The organism is Pantoea sp. Seng (assembly GCF_009829935.1).
Lineage (GTDB): Bacteria > Pseudomonadota > Gammaproteobacteria > Enterobacterales > Enterobacteriaceae > Pantoea > Pantoea communis.
In genome coordinates this window covers 75,069-92,038 of record NZ_SZZV01000017.1, presented here as the reverse complement: position 1 = coordinate 92,038, position 16,970 = coordinate 75,069, and the positions used below count along the sequence as shown (strand labels likewise).

At 52.5% G+C, this 16,970-nt stretch carries 19 protein-coding genes and 2 pseudogenes; 8 read left to right on the top strand and 13 right to left on the bottom strand.

Annotation, left to right across the window (positions count from 1 at the left end; all coding sequences use genetic code 11):
- Nucleotides 1–30 precede the first annotated feature (30 nt).
- A complete protein-coding gene (locus FD737_RS17580) occupies nucleotides 31–561 on the top strand; it encodes a sterol desaturase family protein (protein ID WP_058962012.1) in 531 nt (176 codons plus the stop codon).
- Here FD737_RS17580 and crtB read toward each other — a convergent pair.
- The 5 genes from crtB to FD737_RS17555 are packed head-to-tail and all read right to left on the bottom strand — an operon-like array spanning nucleotide 500 to nucleotide 6,264.
- Complete coding sequence (gene crtB / locus FD737_RS17575) at nucleotides 500–1,429, bottom strand: 15-cis-phytoene synthase CrtB (protein ID WP_097118745.1); 930 nt, start codon at nucleotides 1,427–1,429, stop codon at nucleotides 500–502. The two genes, FD737_RS17580 and crtB, sit on opposite strands and share 62 nt — an antisense overlap.
- Complete coding sequence (locus FD737_RS17570) at nucleotides 1,426–2,907, bottom strand: phytoene desaturase (RefSeq protein WP_160834140.1); 1,482 nt, start codon at nucleotides 2,905–2,907, stop codon at nucleotides 1,426–1,428. Before FD737_RS17570 ends, crtB begins: the two co-directional genes overlap by 4 nt.
- Nucleotides 2,907–4,073, bottom strand: a complete 1,167-nt coding sequence (gene crtY / locus FD737_RS17565; RefSeq protein ID WP_160834139.1) for a lycopene beta-cyclase CrtY — start codon at nucleotides 4,071–4,073, stop codon at nucleotides 2,907–2,909. The genes FD737_RS17570 and crtY overlap by 1 nt, the downstream gene beginning before the upstream one ends.
- Nucleotides 4,073–5,344, bottom strand: a complete 1,272-nt coding sequence (locus tag FD737_RS17560; RefSeq protein ID WP_160834138.1) for a glycosyltransferase — start codon at nucleotides 5,342–5,344, stop codon at nucleotides 4,073–4,075. The genes crtY and FD737_RS17560 overlap by 1 nt, the downstream gene beginning before the upstream one ends.
- Before the next feature lie 14 nt (nucleotides 5,345–5,358).
- A complete protein-coding gene (locus FD737_RS17555; RefSeq protein WP_097118748.1) occupies nucleotides 5,359–6,264 on the bottom strand; it encodes a polyprenyl synthetase family protein in 906 nt (301 codons plus the stop codon).
- A 241-nt stretch (nucleotides 6,265–6,505) separates the two neighbouring features.
- Here FD737_RS17555 and FD737_RS17550 point away from each other — a divergent pair, with 241 nt between their 5' ends.
- The 7 genes and pseudogenes from FD737_RS17550 (at nucleotide 6,506) to FD737_RS17530 (ending at nucleotide 10,801) form a co-directional block, all read left to right on the top strand.
- Nucleotides 6,506–7,447 carry a 2-hydroxyacid dehydrogenase gene (locus FD737_RS17550; RefSeq protein WP_160834137.1) on the top strand — a complete coding sequence of 314 codons (942 nt, stop codon included), beginning with the start codon at nucleotides 6,506–6,508 and terminating at the stop codon, nucleotides 7,445–7,447.
- Nucleotides 7,448–7,564: 117 nt separating this feature from the next.
- Complete coding sequence (locus tag FD737_RS17545) at nucleotides 7,565–8,746, top strand: FAD-binding oxidoreductase (RefSeq protein WP_160834136.1); 1,182 nt, start codon at nucleotides 7,565–7,567, stop codon at nucleotides 8,744–8,746.
- Between the two features lie 119 nt (nucleotides 8,747–8,865).
- Nucleotides 8,866–9,375 (top strand): Gfo/Idh/MocA family protein, encoded by a 510-nt coding sequence (locus FD737_RS23950; RefSeq protein ID WP_237448818.1) that lies wholly within the window; start codon nucleotides 8,866–8,868, stop codon nucleotides 9,373–9,375.
- Nucleotides 9,360–9,533: pseudogene (locus FD737_RS24185) on the top strand (gfo/Idh/MocA family oxidoreductase); the annotation flags it as partial. The gene FD737_RS23950 and the pseudogene FD737_RS24185, both read left to right, overlap by 16 nt.
- Nucleotides 9,534–9,607: 74 nt before the next feature.
- Nucleotides 9,608–9,889, top strand: a complete 282-nt coding sequence (locus FD737_RS24180) for a Gfo/Idh/MocA family oxidoreductase (protein WP_370523097.1) — start codon at nucleotides 9,608–9,610, stop codon at nucleotides 9,887–9,889.
- 100 nt (nucleotides 9,890–9,989) lie between these two features.
- Nucleotides 9,990–10,481, top strand: a complete 492-nt coding sequence (locus FD737_RS17535; RefSeq protein WP_160834135.1) for a GNAT family N-acetyltransferase — start codon at nucleotides 9,990–9,992, stop codon at nucleotides 10,479–10,481.
- A 104-nt stretch (nucleotides 10,482–10,585) separates the two neighbouring features.
- On the top strand, nucleotides 10,586–10,801 hold the full coding sequence (locus tag FD737_RS17530; protein ID WP_072017049.1) for a hypothetical protein: 216 nt from the start codon (nucleotides 10,586–10,588) through the stop codon (nucleotides 10,799–10,801).
- Nucleotides 10,802–10,838: 37 nt separating this feature from the next.
- Here the strand turns inward: FD737_RS17530 and mazF are convergent, their stop codons facing one another.
- From mazF to FD737_RS17490, 8 genes and pseudogenes are all read right to left on the bottom strand, one after another.
- A complete protein-coding gene (gene mazF / locus FD737_RS17525) occupies nucleotides 10,839–11,171 on the bottom strand; it encodes an endoribonuclease MazF (RefSeq protein ID WP_097118753.1) in 333 nt (110 codons plus the stop codon).
- The gene (locus FD737_RS17520; RefSeq protein WP_058961633.1) at nucleotides 11,171–11,416 is read right to left on the bottom strand and encodes an AbrB/MazE/SpoVT family DNA-binding domain-containing protein; all 246 of its coding nucleotides are present in this window, start codon (nucleotides 11,414–11,416) and stop codon (nucleotides 11,171–11,173) included. The genes mazF and FD737_RS17520 overlap by 1 nt, the downstream gene beginning before the upstream one ends.
- Before the next feature lie 113 nt (nucleotides 11,417–11,529).
- On the bottom strand, nucleotides 11,530–12,618 hold the full coding sequence (locus FD737_RS17515) for a mechanosensitive ion channel family protein (protein ID WP_160834134.1): 1,089 nt from the start codon (nucleotides 12,616–12,618) through the stop codon (nucleotides 11,530–11,532).
- Between the two features lie 279 nt (nucleotides 12,619–12,897).
- On the bottom strand, nucleotides 12,898–14,406 hold the full coding sequence (proP, locus tag FD737_RS17510) for a glycine betaine/L-proline transporter ProP (RefSeq protein WP_160834133.1): 1,509 nt from the start codon (nucleotides 14,404–14,406) through the stop codon (nucleotides 12,898–12,900).
- Between the two features lie 459 nt (nucleotides 14,407–14,865).
- A pseudogene (locus tag FD737_RS17505) lies at nucleotides 14,866–15,330 on the bottom strand (Qnr family pentapeptide repeat protein); the annotation flags it as partial.
- 22 nt (nucleotides 15,331–15,352) lie between these two features.
- Complete coding sequence (locus FD737_RS17500; RefSeq protein WP_160834132.1) at nucleotides 15,353–15,835, bottom strand: glutathione peroxidase; 483 nt, start codon at nucleotides 15,833–15,835, stop codon at nucleotides 15,353–15,355.
- A gap of 85 nt (nucleotides 15,836–15,920) precedes the next feature.
- Entirely contained in the window at nucleotides 15,921–16,151 is a 231-nt protein-coding gene (locus FD737_RS17495; RefSeq protein WP_160834131.1) for a cytoplasmic protein, read from the bottom strand.
- A 4-nt stretch (nucleotides 16,152–16,155) separates the two neighbouring features.
- Nucleotides 16,156–16,956: a YggS family pyridoxal phosphate-dependent enzyme gene (locus tag FD737_RS17490; protein ID WP_160834130.1), complete on the bottom strand. Its 801-nt coding sequence runs from the start codon at nucleotides 16,954–16,956 to the stop codon at nucleotides 16,156–16,158.
- Nucleotides 16,957–16,970: the final 14 nt, after the last annotated feature.

Genomic DNA, 16,970 nt, shown 5'->3' with positions numbered 1-16,970 from the left:
AAGCCTCTGTTCAACACAAATGGATGCACGATGCTTTGGTTATGGAATACGCTGATCCTGCTGGCGTCAGTGGTGGTGATGGAAGTGGTGGCGGCACTGTCGCATAAGTACATCATGCACGGATGGGGCTGGGGCTGGCATTTATCACACCATGAACCGCACGACGGCAAATTTGAACTCAACGATCTCTATGCCGTGGTGTTTATGTTCTTGGCGATTGCGCTGATCTACATCGGCGTAAACGGCTACTGGCCGCTGCAATGGATTGGTGCGGGCGTAACCTTGTACGGCGCACTCTATTTCATGGTACATGACGGGCTGGTGCATCAACGCTGGCCGTTCCGCTATATCCCGCGCAAAGGTTATCTCAAGCGTCTGTATATGGCGCACCGCATGCATCATGCGGTGCGGGGCCGCGAGGGGTGCGTCTCATTCGGCTTTCTTTATGCGCCGCCTTTGCATAAGTTGCAGGCGGCGCTGCGACAGCGGCATAAATCCGTTAACGCGGACGCTGCCACAACCCCTCAGGACGCGACTCCGGACGAGTCAAACGTGAAGTAAGCGCCAAGCCAGCACCTTTCACCAGCAGCGCCAGTTTTTCGCCGCTGCTGGTGCGTTGTCGCGCATCCCAGGCATGTGCGCCTGCATGTTGCACCTTCACCCCAATTTCACGATAGACGCCGCGTGCAGTGGCGATGGCCCATGCGGAGCGCAGCGGCAATCCGGGTAAGCCGGAACGAGCAGAGTGATAATAGGGTTCTGCTTCGCTCACCAGTCGCGCGGCCAGTGGTGCCAGGGCAGCGCGATGTTGCGGATCGGCCAGATTCTGGCCGGTTAAGCCCGCTTGGTCCAGCCAGCTTTGCGGCAGATAGCAGCGCCCATTCTGCGCATCTTCAACGATGTCGCGGGCAATGTTGGTGAGCTGGAAGGCGAGCCCCAGATCGCAGGCGCGATCCAGCACCGCTTCGTCACGGACGCCCATCACACGGGCCATCATCAGGCCCACCACTCCCGCGACGTGATAGCAGTAGCGCAGAGTATCGTCGAACGTCACGTAGCGCGCCTCACGCGCATCCATCGCAAAGCCTTCCAGGTGATCAAACGCCAACTGTGGCGGCAACTGGTGAATTAACGCCACCTCCTGGAATGCTTTGAACGCGGGTTCATCCATGTGCGCACCGCTGTAAGCACGGCGGGTTTCAATTTGCAGATGCAGCATGCGCGCTTCGGCATCTTCTACCACATGTTGTGTGCCGCCTTCGCCCAGCGTTTGTCCATCAATCACGTCATCGCAGTGGCGACACCACGCGTACAGCATCAACGTGCTGCGCCGCGTGGGCGCATCGAACAGTTTCGCGGCCGTGGCAAAACTCTTTGAGCCGATCGCCATGGTCTGAGTCACTTGCTCTAGCAGGGGTTGGCGATTCATCCAGCGAGATCCTCCTGCATCAGTTGCGCAGTGGCTTTCGCCGAGCCAATCACACCGGGTACCCCGGCGCCGGGATGTGTGCCAGCACCAACCAGATAGAGGTTGGCGATATTCGCATCGCGGTTATGTGGGCGGAACCATGCGCTCTGCGTCAAAATCGGTTCCAGCGAAAACGCTGAACCCTGATGGGCATGCAGCGTGTCGCGAAAATCAAACGGCGTAAACATGCGGTGCGTCACCAGTTGCTGACGTAGTCCCGGCATATAGTGCTCCTCCAGATAAGCAAAAATGCGATCGCGTAAACGCGGTCCTTCCTGTTGCCAGTCGATCGCCGCCGTGCCGAGATGCGGCACCGGTGCCAATACATAGAAACTGCCACAGCCTGCCGGAGCCAGTGATGGATCGCTGGAGCAGGGTGCATGCAGATAAAGCGAAAAATCGTCTGAAAGCTGGCTGCTGTTAAAAATCTCGTCGATCAGCTCACGATAGCGCGGGCCAAAGCACACGGTATGATGCGCCAGCTGTGAATGCGGGTGATTCAGACCGAAATAGAGTACAAACAGCGAATTGCTCATGCGTTTACGTTTCAGTGAGGCCGCACGTTTGCTGGCGGCAGGATGCCCACGCAGCAACCGATCATAGGTATGCACCACATCGGCATTCGACGCCACCGCATTAGCTGCAAACCGGCGACCATCTTTCAACTGTACGCCACTTATGCGATTGCCCTGGGTTTCAAGCTGACTCACTTCGGCGTTGAGCAACAATTCGCCACCCATGTCGGTAAACAGCTTAGCCAGGCCTTGCACCAGCGCTCCCGTGCCGCCACGTGGGAACCATACGCCCCATTCGCGTTCCAGCGCATGAATCAAGGTATAGATCGAGGACGTTGCAAAAGGATTACCGCCAACCAGCAGCGAGTGAAAAGAGAATGCCTGACGCAGGTGATCGTCCTGTATAAATTTTGCCACCATACTGTAAACGCTGCGCCAGGCCTGCAAGCGGCCTAACTGAGGGCCAGCATGCAGCATGTCACGGAAATGCAAAAAAGGCACAGTCCCCAACTTAAGATAACCCTCTTTGAACACCTCGCGTGAATAGGCGAGAAACTGCCGATAGCCTGCGACATCGGCCGGGTTGAAGCGGGCAATTTGCTGCTCCAGCAACGGTTGATTATTGTCATAGTCGAGCTGTTTGCCGTCTTCCCAGCATAAGCGATAGAAAGGCGTAACCGGCATCAATTCAACATAATCACTGAGCGATTTACCGGCCAGCGTAAACAGCGCTTCAATCGCTGTCGGGTCGGTGATCACTGTCGGTCCGGCATCAAAAGTAAAGCCCTGTTCCTGCCATGCGTAGGCGCGTCCGCCGGGTTTATCGCGCTGCTCAAGTAGCGTGGTAGGAATGCCAGCTGCCTGCAGCCGGATAGCCAACGCCAGGCCGCCGAAACCGGCGCCAATCACATAAGTACGTGTCATTATTTCTTCCCTGGTTTAGAAGAGGTCGTCATCAGTGCGCGCACCGCTTCGCCAATCGGCACCGGCGGTTTGCCACATAAAATGCGCGCTTTATCGCCGAGCTGGAGTTGCCCGGCGTAAAAGCGGCTGATTAATCCGGCATTCAGCCGATAAAAGCGCTGCATGACACGCCAGCGCTGGTCCGGGTGCCCGGCCAAGAACAGCATTCGATTGAGCAGCCGGAAAAAACGCTGTGTTCGCCACTGCTCGCGTGCAAACTGTTCGATGGCGCGACTGAGCGTTGTCGCATCACAGGGCAACAGTTGGGCAATGCGTTCAGCCAGCGCCAGTGCTGTGGGCAACGAGTAGCCCGTGGTGGCGTGAAACAAACCGGCGCGCAATCCACTGCACGGTTGACCACGCTGTTGCAGCCAAAAGGCATCAATATCGCCACTCAATGTAATTGGCAGTGAACCTTGCTCCTCACGCAGCAGAAGGCTCAAGCTCCAGTGATGCGCTTTGGCGTAATCGGCGATATTCAGCCGCGCGGTGTGCTCTGTCAGCGTGGGCTGATTAATGTAGTGCGTATCTTCAATTAAAAGACGATCTGTACTCAGCGGTAAGGTGTAAACAAAGCGGTAGCCCTGTTGTTGATCCACTGTCGCATCCATCAAGATCGGTTGTGTTAAACCGTGAGGCCTAGCCAGATGCCACTCCTGACCGATAAAGGCTTGATAGCCGAGTTGCAGATGCGGCGTGTGTTGCAGGCCGCGACCGTCAATCACCACCGCAGCATGCAGTATGCGATGGTCGGCCAGGATGACCTGTGTGGGTTGCACCTCATTCACCGGGGTATTGATCCAGAGATCATCCGCCATGACCTCATAAAGCCGTTGGGCAAAATCTGCAGAGGTGATTGAGCAATATTCCCCGCTGAGATTGCGGCGCAGTGTAGGGAAACGCACCTGATAGCCGGGCCAGCGATAGGCAATCAACGGTTGCAACCACTGAAACTGATGGGGGCTGAGATCGTCCTGATGAAAGGACCAGGTATGATTACCTGCCGGATGCGCGTGACTTTCCAGCATCAGAATGCGCAACTGGGGTTGGCGCTGACGCAGCTTCAGCGCAATCAAGCCATTAGCCAGTCCGGCACCCACTAAAATCACGTCATAATTCTCGGGCATCAGGTCGCCTCCGCCAGCACAACACGGTGTTGCCCCAATGCCTGCTCAACGATGTCAGCGGCGCGCTCGCAACCGCCTGAGCGCTGCAGCTGCGCCTGAATCGGCGAGATACGCAGCCGATAGCCGTCATCCGTCAACAGTTGCTGCAGGTGCTGCTCCAGCTGATGCACGCGGCTAAAGCGAGACGCGCGATGACCGACACCGTGCCAGGCAATACGTGACGCCACGCCGGGTTGGTCAAAGGCCAGCGGCAGCGCCAGCATCGGGGTGCCCCATTCCAGTGACTCTAACGTGCTGTTGAGTCCGGCATGGGTGATAAACAGCTGCGCATGTTGCAGCGCGGCTGGCTGATCGAGAAAATCCGTCACCCACGCCGCACCGGCGCGCTTAAGCTGCTGCACCTGATTGGCGTCCAAACCGCCACAATGGGCAATCACCAACGAGAGCTGCTGGTTGCGGCACGCTTTTGCCAGATGCAGGAACAAGCGAAAACGATGACCTTGCAAGGTGCCAAAAGAGGCATAAACCACCGGCTGTCGCAATTCTGGCCAGGGCGCGCTGGCACTGCTGGGAGGATTCGATGCCTGCAGCAGACCCACAGCGTGAAAATGGCTGGGCAGATGCTGGCGCGGAAAATCAAATGCCGGAACGAGTTGGCTAATCTGCGCCAGCGGTGACAAACATTGATGCAGGCTGTGGCGATCGGGTAAACCCCATCGTTGCGCATGGTGGCTGATCACCGCGCCATGGCGCTGCATCAGGCGATCATAAATATCCTGACTGGCCTGAAAACGTTGCAGTGATTTTTCATCCTGACCAAAGCGAAACGGCATCACCGCCAGCGGTATGCCAGGCTCGCGATTCACCGGCAGCGCGCAGGCCACTGAAACAAAGGGAAGGTGCAACGCTTCTGCCACTAAGCCACCCGCCGCTTCCATCTGATCGGCAATCACACCATCGACTTGCAACGAGGTTAAACGCGCAGGCAGTTCACGACACAACATATCGGTGCTGGCGGCGATATCACTGATTACCCGCCATAACGAAAGGGGCGAGGCCAGATGCTGTAACACCCGTGCCAGAGAACCGGCGGGATGGCTGCGCTCACCTACGGTGCTGAATCCTATACATTCATCCGTTAGCAGGAGACGTGCATCATCCTGTTGCACAAAGGTGATGCGATGACCGCGCGCAATCAGCGTATGTGACAACGCCTGCAGCGCGTGAAAATGGCTATACAGTGGCGGCGCAATCACGGCAAAGTGCCCCATCGGCAGTCCCGCGATCAGTGAAACATCGCCAGCTGTTGATTAAACAGGGCGTGCATATATTGGCGGGTCGCTATGCCACGATGGCAGGCGCAGGCGAGGTGCGCATCGGCACTGCGCAGATGTTCACGCAAGCGGCGCTCAGCACCTTCAGAACCGAGCATCTGTACCAGCGTCGATTTACCCTGATCCTGATTAATGTCCTTGCCGGTGTGTTTGCTGCCGTCGGCGAGATCATCGAGCAATTGGAAAGCCTGACCCAAATCCTGCGCGAAATAGCTGAGCTTCTGGCGCATAGCGGGGGTTGCTTCCGCGGCAATCGCCGCCATTTGCAAGGTGGCTCGGAACAGCACGCTGGTTTTGAGTTCATTGGTTAATGCGACGGCTTCCGGGCTACGCGATTGCGCGCCCTGATGCAGATCCTGGAATTGACCCTGCACCAAACCTTGTAAACCCACGGCAGAAGAGAGTTCGGCAATCGCCTCTGATTTCTGCAGGGCGGCTAAACCTGGCGCAACGGCGATCACTTCAAAGGCGCGGCTCAGCAGGGCAATCGCCGCCAGAATCGCCACGCTTTCGCCAAATTCGCGATGCACCGTTGGGCGCCCGCGTCGCATCTGAGCATTGTCCATGCATGGAATATCATCGAGGATCAACGACGCGGCATGCACCATTTCAACTGCGCAGGCGAGATCAAGAATGCCCTGTTGCGATGCTTTGCTGCCCATATCTCGCGCAGCCAACAGCAGCAGCAGTGGACGAATGCGTTTACCCGGTGCCAGTGCACCGGCGCGCATGGCGGCACGAACTTGATCGCTCGGCTGACCCGCAGGCAGCAGTTGCTCAAGATGCGTCTGCAATAATTGCTGCAAAGAGTGTAGTTCGTGTTCCGGGCTTGCGGTGATGTCGACATGGGCGGTCATAGCGGCTTTCCATGGTAAGTTGAATTGTTATGGTTTTTTTATTAACCGTAGACTGCGTAAGGTGAGTTCGCCAGCGCGCTCAACGCATTACGGTAAAAACAGATCCGAAATAAAACCTGATTCTCCACCAGGATTCATTGCACTTTCCCCGTGATCGTATTAGCGAAAAAAGTAACAAGGGTGCCGTAACATAAATTCATCCGGTAGTCTGAAACGACACGCTTATCCATCCAGGAAAATAATGATGTCTTCGCAACCTCATATTCTGATTATTCAGCCACTGATGCCGCAGCTGGACGAAAAACTCTCGCAACATTTTCATTGTCATCGTTTATATAATGAGCAGGACCCTGCGCTATTTCTTCAGCGCCAGGGCAAAGAGATTCAAGGCATAGTGACCCGCGGTGACGTGGGGGTAGAAACGTCGATTCTGGAACAGGTGCCGGCCTGTAAAGCGATTGCGGTGTTTGGGGTGGGAACCGATCGTATCGACCTGAATTACACCGCTGCACATGATATTCAGGTGAGCATCACCAGCGATATTCTTACCGATGATGTCGCCGATTTAGCCATGACGTTGACCTTAGCTTTTTCACGCAACCTGGTGGCCAATCATCAGTTCGCCCGCTCTGGCGCGTGGGAAAATACCGCTACTTCACTTTCCAGTAAAGCCAGCGGGAAACGCATGGGCATTGCGGGTTTGGGTGCGATTGGTCTTGCGATTGCCCGGCGTGCTGAGGCATTCGGTATGGAGATCGCTTACACCGCGCGCAGTCAAAAAGATGTGCCTTACCAACGCTGTGAGAACATAGAACAGCTGGCGGCGTTCAGTGATTTCCTGGTGCTGGCGCTGCCGGGTAGCCCGGAAAATATCCAGCTGGTGGACGCAAAAGTGCTGGCGGCGTTGGGGAAATCGGGTGTGCTGATCAACATTGCACGCGGTGCGGTGGTGAATGAAAACGATCTTATCCAGGCATTGCAGCAGGGTGTGATAAAAGGCGCCGCGCTGGATGTTTTCCCACAAGAACCGATTATTCATCCTGCGCTGCGTGAATTAGATAATGTGTTATTAACCCCACATATTGCGAGTGCCACCCATGAAACCCGTGAAGGCATGGCGAATAATGTGCTGGAGAATTTGCTGGCCTATTTCTCAAATGGGAAAATGCTGACAACGATATAAATTTATTCTCTGGCATCAGAGGATTTTCTTATATCCTGCGCAGTAAGCGTTATATAGCAATTGCAATCTCTGCCGATGAACGTTGTTATGATAGGGCTATTCATTCAGGAGCCATTCATGACAACTCAAAAGATTGCGATAGTGGGCGGCGGCGTCATCGGTTTAGCGGTGGCGCGCGCATTAGCCTTGCAGGGCGTACAGGTTACGATTTTTGAGAAGCAGCATATTGGTGCCGGCACCAGCAGCACCACCTTCGCCTGGGTCAACTCCAATGGTAAACAACCCCTCAGTTATCACCAGCTCAATGCCCTCGCTATGGAAGAACATACTCGTTTGCAGCTTTCGCAAACCAATGGTCTGCGCTGGCTGGAAACCTGTGGTACCTGGGAGTGGGCGTCAGAAGGCGAGGCGCAGCAGAGGCTACTGCGGCGTGTTACCTCCCTGCAATCGCTGGGTTATCCCGCGCATGAGGTGACACCGGATGCGTTGCAGCGTGAAGTGCCGGATCTGCGTTCACAGGCGGTAAGTGGCAGCGTCTGGCATTTCCCAACGGAATCGGTATTGCATCCGACGCTGTATCTCTCGCGACTCTGGTCTGAAGCGCGTGCCAATGGGGCGGTATTGCATCAACAACATGCGATTGAACGTCTTAGCGAACAAGCTGATGGCGTCACGCTGCATCTGGTAAACGGTGAACAGTGGCAGGGTGATCACGTGGTGATTGCCACCGGGCGCTGGGCCAATCAACTGCTTAACACCCTTAATCTTGATTTGGCGCTGCTCGATACCAGCAAACCCAACGCGGTGGCCTGTAGTTTCCTGGCACGCACGGCGCCACAGCCGCTCTCGCTGGCAACCAATTTAATCTCTCCTCAGCTCAACGTGCGCCCGGATGGCGGCGGGCGGTTGTTATTACAAGCACTGGAACTGGACGATCTTGCCGATCCTGCCTCGCCACCTTCGCTCCATGGCGATATTGCCCAGCAGTTCCGCGATCGCTACCACGCGTTGTTTGCAGATGCAGGCGAATTGCAGATTGAGAACATTGTGATTGGTCAACGCGCCAGACCGGCGGATGGATTACCTGCCATTGGCTACGTCACGCCTCATCAGCGTGTATATGTGGCAGTGACACACAGTGGAATCACATTGTCACCGTTGATTGGCAAGCTGGTGGCGCAGGAACTGGTGCAGGATCAGGCCAGTGAGTTACTGGCAGATTTCCGCCCTCAGCGATTGTTAGGCAAAAACGCCAGTGACTTTGCGCCGATTAAGCGCAACTTCCCTGCGGCACAGTAAAGCCATTTTTCCTAAAAATGATATTTTTGTGCCATTTTTGCGTGAGCGAGCAGTTTTAGTTGTTGCGATTATGTTATTACTGATTGCCTTACCACTCTCCTCTATCACAAGGAGGCAGCATGAAAATCGGTATCGTGGGCTATGGAACGGGCGGCAAACACTTTCACGCGCCATTCATTAATGCGGCTGAGGGCGTGGAGTTAGCGGGCATCGTGGCGCGTGCGCCAGCCACTATTGCACGCGTGAGAGCGGATTTTCCCGACATTCCGATCTATGCCAGCCTGACCGACATGCTGGTGGCAGGTGTCGATGCCGTCACGATCACGACACCACCGCAAACGCGCCGCGAACTGGTGCTGGAAGCGATTGCTGCGGGTGTGGCGGTGATTGCCGACAAACCCTTTGCACCCGACGCGAAAACGGGGCGTGAGTTGGCCAATGCCGCGAAAGCGAAAGGCGTCGTACTGAGCGTGTATCACAACCGTCGTTTTGACCATGATGTGCGCACGCTGAAAAAACTGATTGAGCAAAATCGCGTGGGAAAAGTGTGGCGTTTGCATAATCGTATGGATTTTACGATGCCAATACCCTCGAAGGCGGCGAAACTGGCGGCCTGCTGCGTGATTTAGGCAGTCATATTGTTGATCAGGCGCTGTTCCTGTTGGGTCCGGTAAAATCAGTTTATGCTCAGCTGGATATTATCGACCTGCCGGAAGGGCCGACCGACGCCAGTTTTTTGCTGACGCTCACTCATCAAAACGGGACTAAATCCTATCTTTCCGCCACCAAACTGAATCGCTTTGTTTGCCGTGAGTTTCGTCTGTATGGCGATGCCGGTAGCTTTTTTCACAAGGGACGGATGTGCAGGCGCAGGCCATTTTTGCGGGCCAGCGTCCGGCGGACGATCGGGATGCATGGGGCTATGAGCAGCCTAAGTGCTGGGGCACACTTAATACGCCGCAAGGCTCAGAACGGGTGCCTTCTGAACAAGGTGCCTATCACGCCTATTACGAAGCTTTTGCTCAAGCGGTACGCGATGGCAGTGAGCCTCCGGTGACGCCAGAGCAGGCGATTGAAGTCCTGGCGGTACTGGATGCTGCTTTTGTTAGCGCACGTGAAAATCGGGTTGTGGAAGTGATTTAAACGGTAGCGCTGCAGCAATGCAGCGCTCTATTCTCTTAACCTTTCCCCATGACACCCTGCTAATATGGCGCTCACGAGATGTTATGTTTAGAGGTCTGTTGTGTCGAATCTAAAGTTTCGAAGTGCCACCTTAGCCGATGTTGATCGCTGCTATGCCATTGAAATTAATGCCTACGAAGGCGATGAGGCTGCCACGCGCGAAAAAATCGTAACCCGTATAGCACACTATCCTCAAGGGTTTATGTGCCTTGAAAACGAGGGTCAAGTCATTGGCTTTATCAATGCAGGTTGCGCCTGGGATGTGGTGATGTCAGATGAGGAATTTAAGGAGTTAATCGGGCACGATCCTGCAGCACCTAACGTGGTAATTATGTCAGTGGTGCTCGATCCGGCTTATCAGGGTAAAGGTTACAGCACACTGATGATGCAACAGTTTATCAAGCTTATGAAGCAGATGGATAAGCAGACCATTCATTTGATGTGCAAAACCCATCACGTTGATCTGTATAAGAAGTTCGGCTATCAGTACATCAAACCTTCGGCGTCCGATCACGGCGGCATGGCGTGGCACGAGATGCTGATGACGCTGTGATTATTTTTTAACCAAAAATAATTCATCACCTGATCGCGATCATAAAATTACGCTGAAAACTGCTCAACCATGTCAGTTAAATCACATGCAACGAGGAGGTTATGATGCGTACTACACTGATGACCTTGCCGGAGGTGGCGCGCTATCTTGGCGTGCCCTCCGCCACTTTAGCCTGTGCGATTTGCAATCGTGGCACGCTAGAGAAAGTCCCGCTACCCGCCGCGGTTGACGATACCGCGCCGTTGTCCTGCCGCTGCTGGACGCCACAAGATGTCCGCCAGTTCAGGCTGGCGATGATGCGGGCGCGGCGTGGGCACTGAAGAACAACTGGCGGCTTCAGGCTGCAAGTTTTCGTGCTTATCCAATCAGCGCTTTCGCCTTGGCGCGAATCTCAGCCAGTTCATTCGATGTCACATGGCTTTTTTTCACCACTTTTCGGGCGTGCCAGTCAATGCTGGTCACCTGATCAGCCAGCGCGACACTCTCACGTGCGCCTGACAAGTTGACTTCAAAGGGATAACCCTTGGCCTGAGTGGTGCAGGGAACGCAAAGCAGCATGCCCACTTTGTTGTTATAGGCAAAAGGACTGAGGACGACAGCAGGGCGATGTCCACCCTGCTCGTGCCCCAGTGTAGGGTCAAAATCCAGCCAGATCAGGTCTCCGGCATCGGGTACAAAACGTGAAACCATTAGAGCAATTCCTTGCCAACTGAAGGTCCAAAATCAATTTTTTCATGGACGTTATCTTCAGTGATGCCGTCCAGTAGAGCGTCAAGGGAATACTCCTTTTCTCTCACCGGGACAAGTATCAACTTGCCATCTTCCACGCTGAGTTCCAGTTTGTCGTCAACACTCAGCGCAGCAGATTGCATTACGCTGGCAGGGATGCGGATTGAAGGGCTGTTACCCCATTTTTTTAACGTCACCGTCGTCATAACCAATCTCCTGCGAAATGTCGATACACTGTATATCATCGTTGATGTTGATACAACGTAGATACGTCATTACCGCTTGAGCTGCCACCTTTAAACGCAGGAAAGCGTATCATCTAAGACAACGTATTCGTGCTATTAGATACTCCAGTCTCGGTCAACGTCGCCCGCACATGAGGAAGACTCTGCGGATAATTCAGTTGAATAAACTCAATCATCTTCTCGCGCACGTAGCAGCGCAAATCCCAGGCGGTTGGGGAGTTTTGTGCAGTCATTAATAAACGAATCGTCATGGTTTTATCAGTGGTATCGGTCACCTGAAGCACCTGGGTTTGCTGATCCCAGAGTTTGGTTTCGCTGAGAACTTTTTCAAAATGCTGACGGAGTGGCTCTAATGGCATCGAATAATCGAGGTAAAGAAAAACCGAACCTAATATTTGGGCATTATTGCGTGTCCAGTTCTGGAAGGCGTTTTCGGTAAAATAGGTAATTGGCAGCACCAGACGGCGCAGGTCCCAGATACGTACTACAACATAGGTCAGGTTGATCTCCTCAATCCAACCCCATTCATTTTCAACCACAACCGCATCATCAATTTTGATCGGTTGTGTGAAAGCGATCTGAATGCCAGCAAACAAATTAACCAGTGATTTCTGCAATGCAAAACCGATAATGATGCCGGCCACCCCAGCTCCGGCGAGGATAGTGGTGCCGAATTTTCTCACGCCGGGGATGCTGATAAGAATTAGAGAAAGGCAGAATGATACAAGGAGGACAATCGCGACCTTTTTGACATAAATGATCTGGGTGCGAATCTTCCTGGCGCGCAGGTTGTTTGACAGATTAATATCATAGCGAATAAATAGCATGTCCTGCGCGACGTTGGTCAATCTTATTAAAATCGAGCACAATGACAATATTATGAAAACATTCAGCGTGGGGGTAATGTACGAAAGCGAATCGGGGTGAATATTTACATACTCGGCTCCGACGTTGATTAACATCAGTGGAATAAATAGAAACATTGAACCACGAAGATGCTTCTCAAGTGATTTGAATAATTTCCTGTCGCGATCCTGCCAGTAACGTATAAACCTAAGAAGTAAAAATCGAGCCAGAAATCCCGCGACAAGCGAGAGAGTGACAAGTAACACAGCAGGCACCCATGAAGGGGCGTCAGATAACTCATCAAATATCGATGGCATTATTTTCCCTCATTCTCAGCTGACAATATATCATTGTCAGGTAAATTACATATTCAGTAACCGTTGTCTATCCGGTTATCTGCTAACTATCTATTCGCTAATAATGAAATTAATTTAATACCCATCATTGATTCTGATGAAAACAATTTCATCATTATCGAGTTTTAATTAAAAATAGTGAATAAACCAACTCACTGAAAGTATAGACGATAATAAGTCTTCTGTGTCAGGAAGAGCGATTGAGGGGGGAATCCGCTGCCCTGAGGCAGCGGCTGTTATTTATTGCGTGATTTCGGGGTGCTGAGCAACTAAATTGCGGCGTTTATTTTTCAACTCCTCAATTTGTTCATCAATATCCTCGATGCGCTGCTCAATGCCATCATGATGCTCCTGCAGCAACTCTTTGGCTTCTTCAAGCGAGGAGGCAGCTGGGGTGTCACCATAGAGCGGTTTGTTAGCGGTTTCCCTCACGGTAAAACCGGTCACCACACCGATCGCACCCACTACCATCAGATACCATGCCGGCATATAAAGGTTGCCTGTCACTTCCACTAACCAGGCGGTAAGGGTAGGGGTAATACCCGCAACCAAAATGGAGATGTTATAGGTGCTGGCCAACGCGCTGTAACGCACTTCTGTCGGGAATAACGCGGGCAGGGTCGAGGCCATCACGCCAATCAGACAGTTGAGTATGACCGCCTGAATCAACAATCCGAAAAAGAGTGCGACTAAACTGTGATGAGTAATCAGCATAAAGGAGGGAATGGATAACAGCACCATTGCCACGCTACCAATAATGATAAACGGACGACGTCCAAATTTATCACTGAGTAATCCCATCACCGGTTGCACAAACAGCATCGCCAGCATGATAACGACAATGATTAAAACGCCACGGTCTTCTGAATAGTGCAGATTGTGGGTCAGGTAACTCGGCACATAAGTCAGCAGCATGTAATAAGCCACGTTGGTGGTGATAACGATGCCGATGCAGGAGATCAGATTTCGCCAGTGTTTGCGTGCAATCTCTTTGAAAGGAACAGAAGGGCCTTCACTCAAACCTTGCTTGGAACCTTCTTCCAGTGAATCCACATGTTTCTGGAATGCTGGGGTCTCTTCGAGCGCATGACGCAGGTAAAGGCCGACTAAACCTAATGGCAACGCCATAAAGAAGGGGATGCGCCAACCCCAGTCATTGAAGGTTTCCTGGCCCAGGATCGTGGTGAGCAGCACAACCACACCGGCGCCACAGACGAAGCCAACCAGCGAACCAAAATCAAGCCAACTGCCTAAAAATCCGCGTTTACGATCGGGTGAGTATTCCGCCACAAAGATTGAAGCACCGGTATATTCGCCTCCCACCGAGAATCCCTGAACCATTTTTGCAATCAGCAGCAAGACCGGCGCCCAGAAGCCGATGGTGGCATAGGAAGGAATAAGTCCGATACTGAAGGTGCTGAAGGTCATCAATATGATGGTGATGGCCAGAATCTTCTGACGGCCGTATTTATCACCCAATACGCCAAAGAACATTCCCCCTAGCGGACGAATGATGAACGGAACCGAGAATGTGCCCAAAGCGGCGATGATCTGAATGCCAGGCGAGGCACCCGGGAAAAAAACTTTGCCTAAAACGGCTGCGACATAGCCGTATACCCCAAAATCAAACCACTCCATGGCATTACCCAGAGCGGCGGCGGTAATCGCCTTCTTGAGACGAGCATCATCAATGATTGTCACGTCCTTCAACCGCATCGGTTTAACCTTTTTACGTCTTAAACTAAGCATTCCCATTCCCTTAAAAATCAATTACTTTTGATTGATATCTAGTTATAAACAAACAGTAAAACGTCATAGTGAACCCAGCAAAAGCTGATGATCCTGATACAGCATAGACATAAATTTACAATTTGCCGGGAGAAACCCCGATTTAGCGGCTTTTTTAGGCTGACGTATATAAGTAATCGCGAAGATTTGAGACGTAAGGACGGGCGTTCTCAGTGGGCAAGACGGACTCACTGATGCTGGTTAAGCTCACAGGCCCCTAGGCATCGTCACTGCGCCTTCATTCCGTGACAGGAGTGAAGGCAACACGATGGGGTGAATAGTATTTGGTCGACCATGCCAGACAATCGACCTTGTGCTGATGACTAGCGGTATTGCCATAATATGTTGTTTACTGGCAGTCCGTATTCATTCACTCAAGCAATGCGATAAATTTAAAATGAGTGGTTAACATGCAGCTTATTAATTAACAACCGAGATGCCAAGATGCTGCAATATTAATGAGGCCTGGTAGTTGTCCAGCTTCACGCCCTGCATATCAACTTCACGCACATCGATTTCACCTAGCTCCGAGTTAGTCAGATCGCAATAAGTGAAATTGGCGGAAGGCCAGTCAAATGAAGAAGACTCACCGCCTGAGAGGTCTGATCCACTGAATGTTGCGCCCAGAATATGAGTGCCAATCCAGCGGTTATCCCATAGCTCGCACTTCTCTAATACCACCTTGGATAAATTGGCGTAGCTGAGGTTTGTTTTGGTGATGTATGCACTGCAGAACCAGGTACGGGTTGTAATCATGTTCATGAAACTGGCACCGCGAAAATCGGCACCTTGTGCCATACAGCTACGAATCTCAATACCCAGCGCACTAACGTTTCTAAAGTCCGCCATGGAAAGATCGCAACTATTAAAGATGGCATCTTTCAGCGCGAATGACGCTCAGGAATGATTAGATTTCAAGTGCAGATATAATCGCAGATTCCATTTTCTCTGGCGTGGTGAACGGTGCAAAACGCTTAATCGGTTTGCCGTCACGTCCGATGAGAAATTTAGTGAAGTTCCACTTTATCCGACCGCCCAGCAAGCCGGGTAATTCGTTTTTCAGATAACCAAACACCGGATGCGTAGCCGCTCCGTTGACCTCCACCTTCTCGAACATCGGGAAGCTTACACCGTAGTTAATGTGGCAGGTTTGCGAGATCGCGTCGGCATCACCGGGCTCCTGCTTTCCGAACTGATTGCAAGGGAACCCCAGCACCATCAGCCCCTGGGCGGCATACTTCTTATAAAGCGCTTCAAGGCCTGCGTACTGTGGCGTGAAGCCGCAATGGCTGGCGGTGTTCACTACCAAAACCAGTTTGCCAGCGTAATCAGCCATGGAGATAAGCTGGCCGCTCAGGCTGGTGGCGGTAAGTTGATGGAAAGTGGTCATGTTGGCTTCCTTAAAGCAGAAAACAGTTCGACGTCGACATTACCACGTTGCTTGAAGGCGCTGCTTGTCGATTGTCGCGATAGATTTATGCCTGGCGGAAAAGCTTTTCACTGCTTATAAGTTTGATACCCGTAGGGCTACTCTCAAGAATACGTTTTTCCTGATCCGAAACCCATCTGACAGTAGACCATCCCTCTTCGGCAGATAGTGCGCTCTGAATTTTTGTGATGAGTGCATCGGCCTGATGACTTTCACAGTCAAGATTACCGACCAGGTTGTTATTGAGGTACACGCTGAGGCGGTGCGTCGTGATCATTGCCTTAGTCTCCTGTTGGCCAGAAGTGATCATCTGGGAGCGAGCGGGCACCAAAAATGGCCTGACCTACGCGCACCACATTGGCGCCTTCTTCGATAGCGATTTCGAAATCACCCGACATCCCCATCGACAGCTGCAAATGGCCATACACATCAGCAAGTCCATCACGCAGTTTCCTCAAACGGATAAAGCAGGCCCGCACACGATCGGCATCTGAGCTGAATTCTGCCAATGTCATCAGCCCCTTAATATGCAGATTCTTGAGCGGACTTAGGTGCGCCATGAAGTTCGCCACCTGTTCAGGAACCAAACCATATTTGCTCGGTTCAGCAGAGGTATTCACCTGCACAAACACCTCCAGCGTGCGGCCTTCAAGCTGTAAACGCCGATCCAGTATCACTGCCGTGTTGAGTGAGTCCAGAGCTTGAAATTCACTGGCAAATCTGGCAACCAGTTTGGCTTTGTTGGACTGAAGATGACCAATCACAGACCATTTCAAGTCAGTGAGATCTGACATGGCCTGCGATTTCCCCCATGCTTCCTGCACTTTGTTTTCACCCAGCAACTTACATCCGGCTTGATGCGCCAGACGGATATGGTTTTCATCCATGGTTTTACTGACGGGTAGCAGGTGAACGTCAGATACATCACGCCCCGCGCGCAGGCAAGCTGCATCGATTCGGGATTGCACGGCGGCCAAATTGTCGATGAAATCCTGCACACTCTCTGCGCGCGGCCAACGATTATGCATGTCGTGACGGGGCTGAGTGTCAGGATTTAAGGTTTTGATTTCGGTGTTTTTCATGGCGTATAGACAAG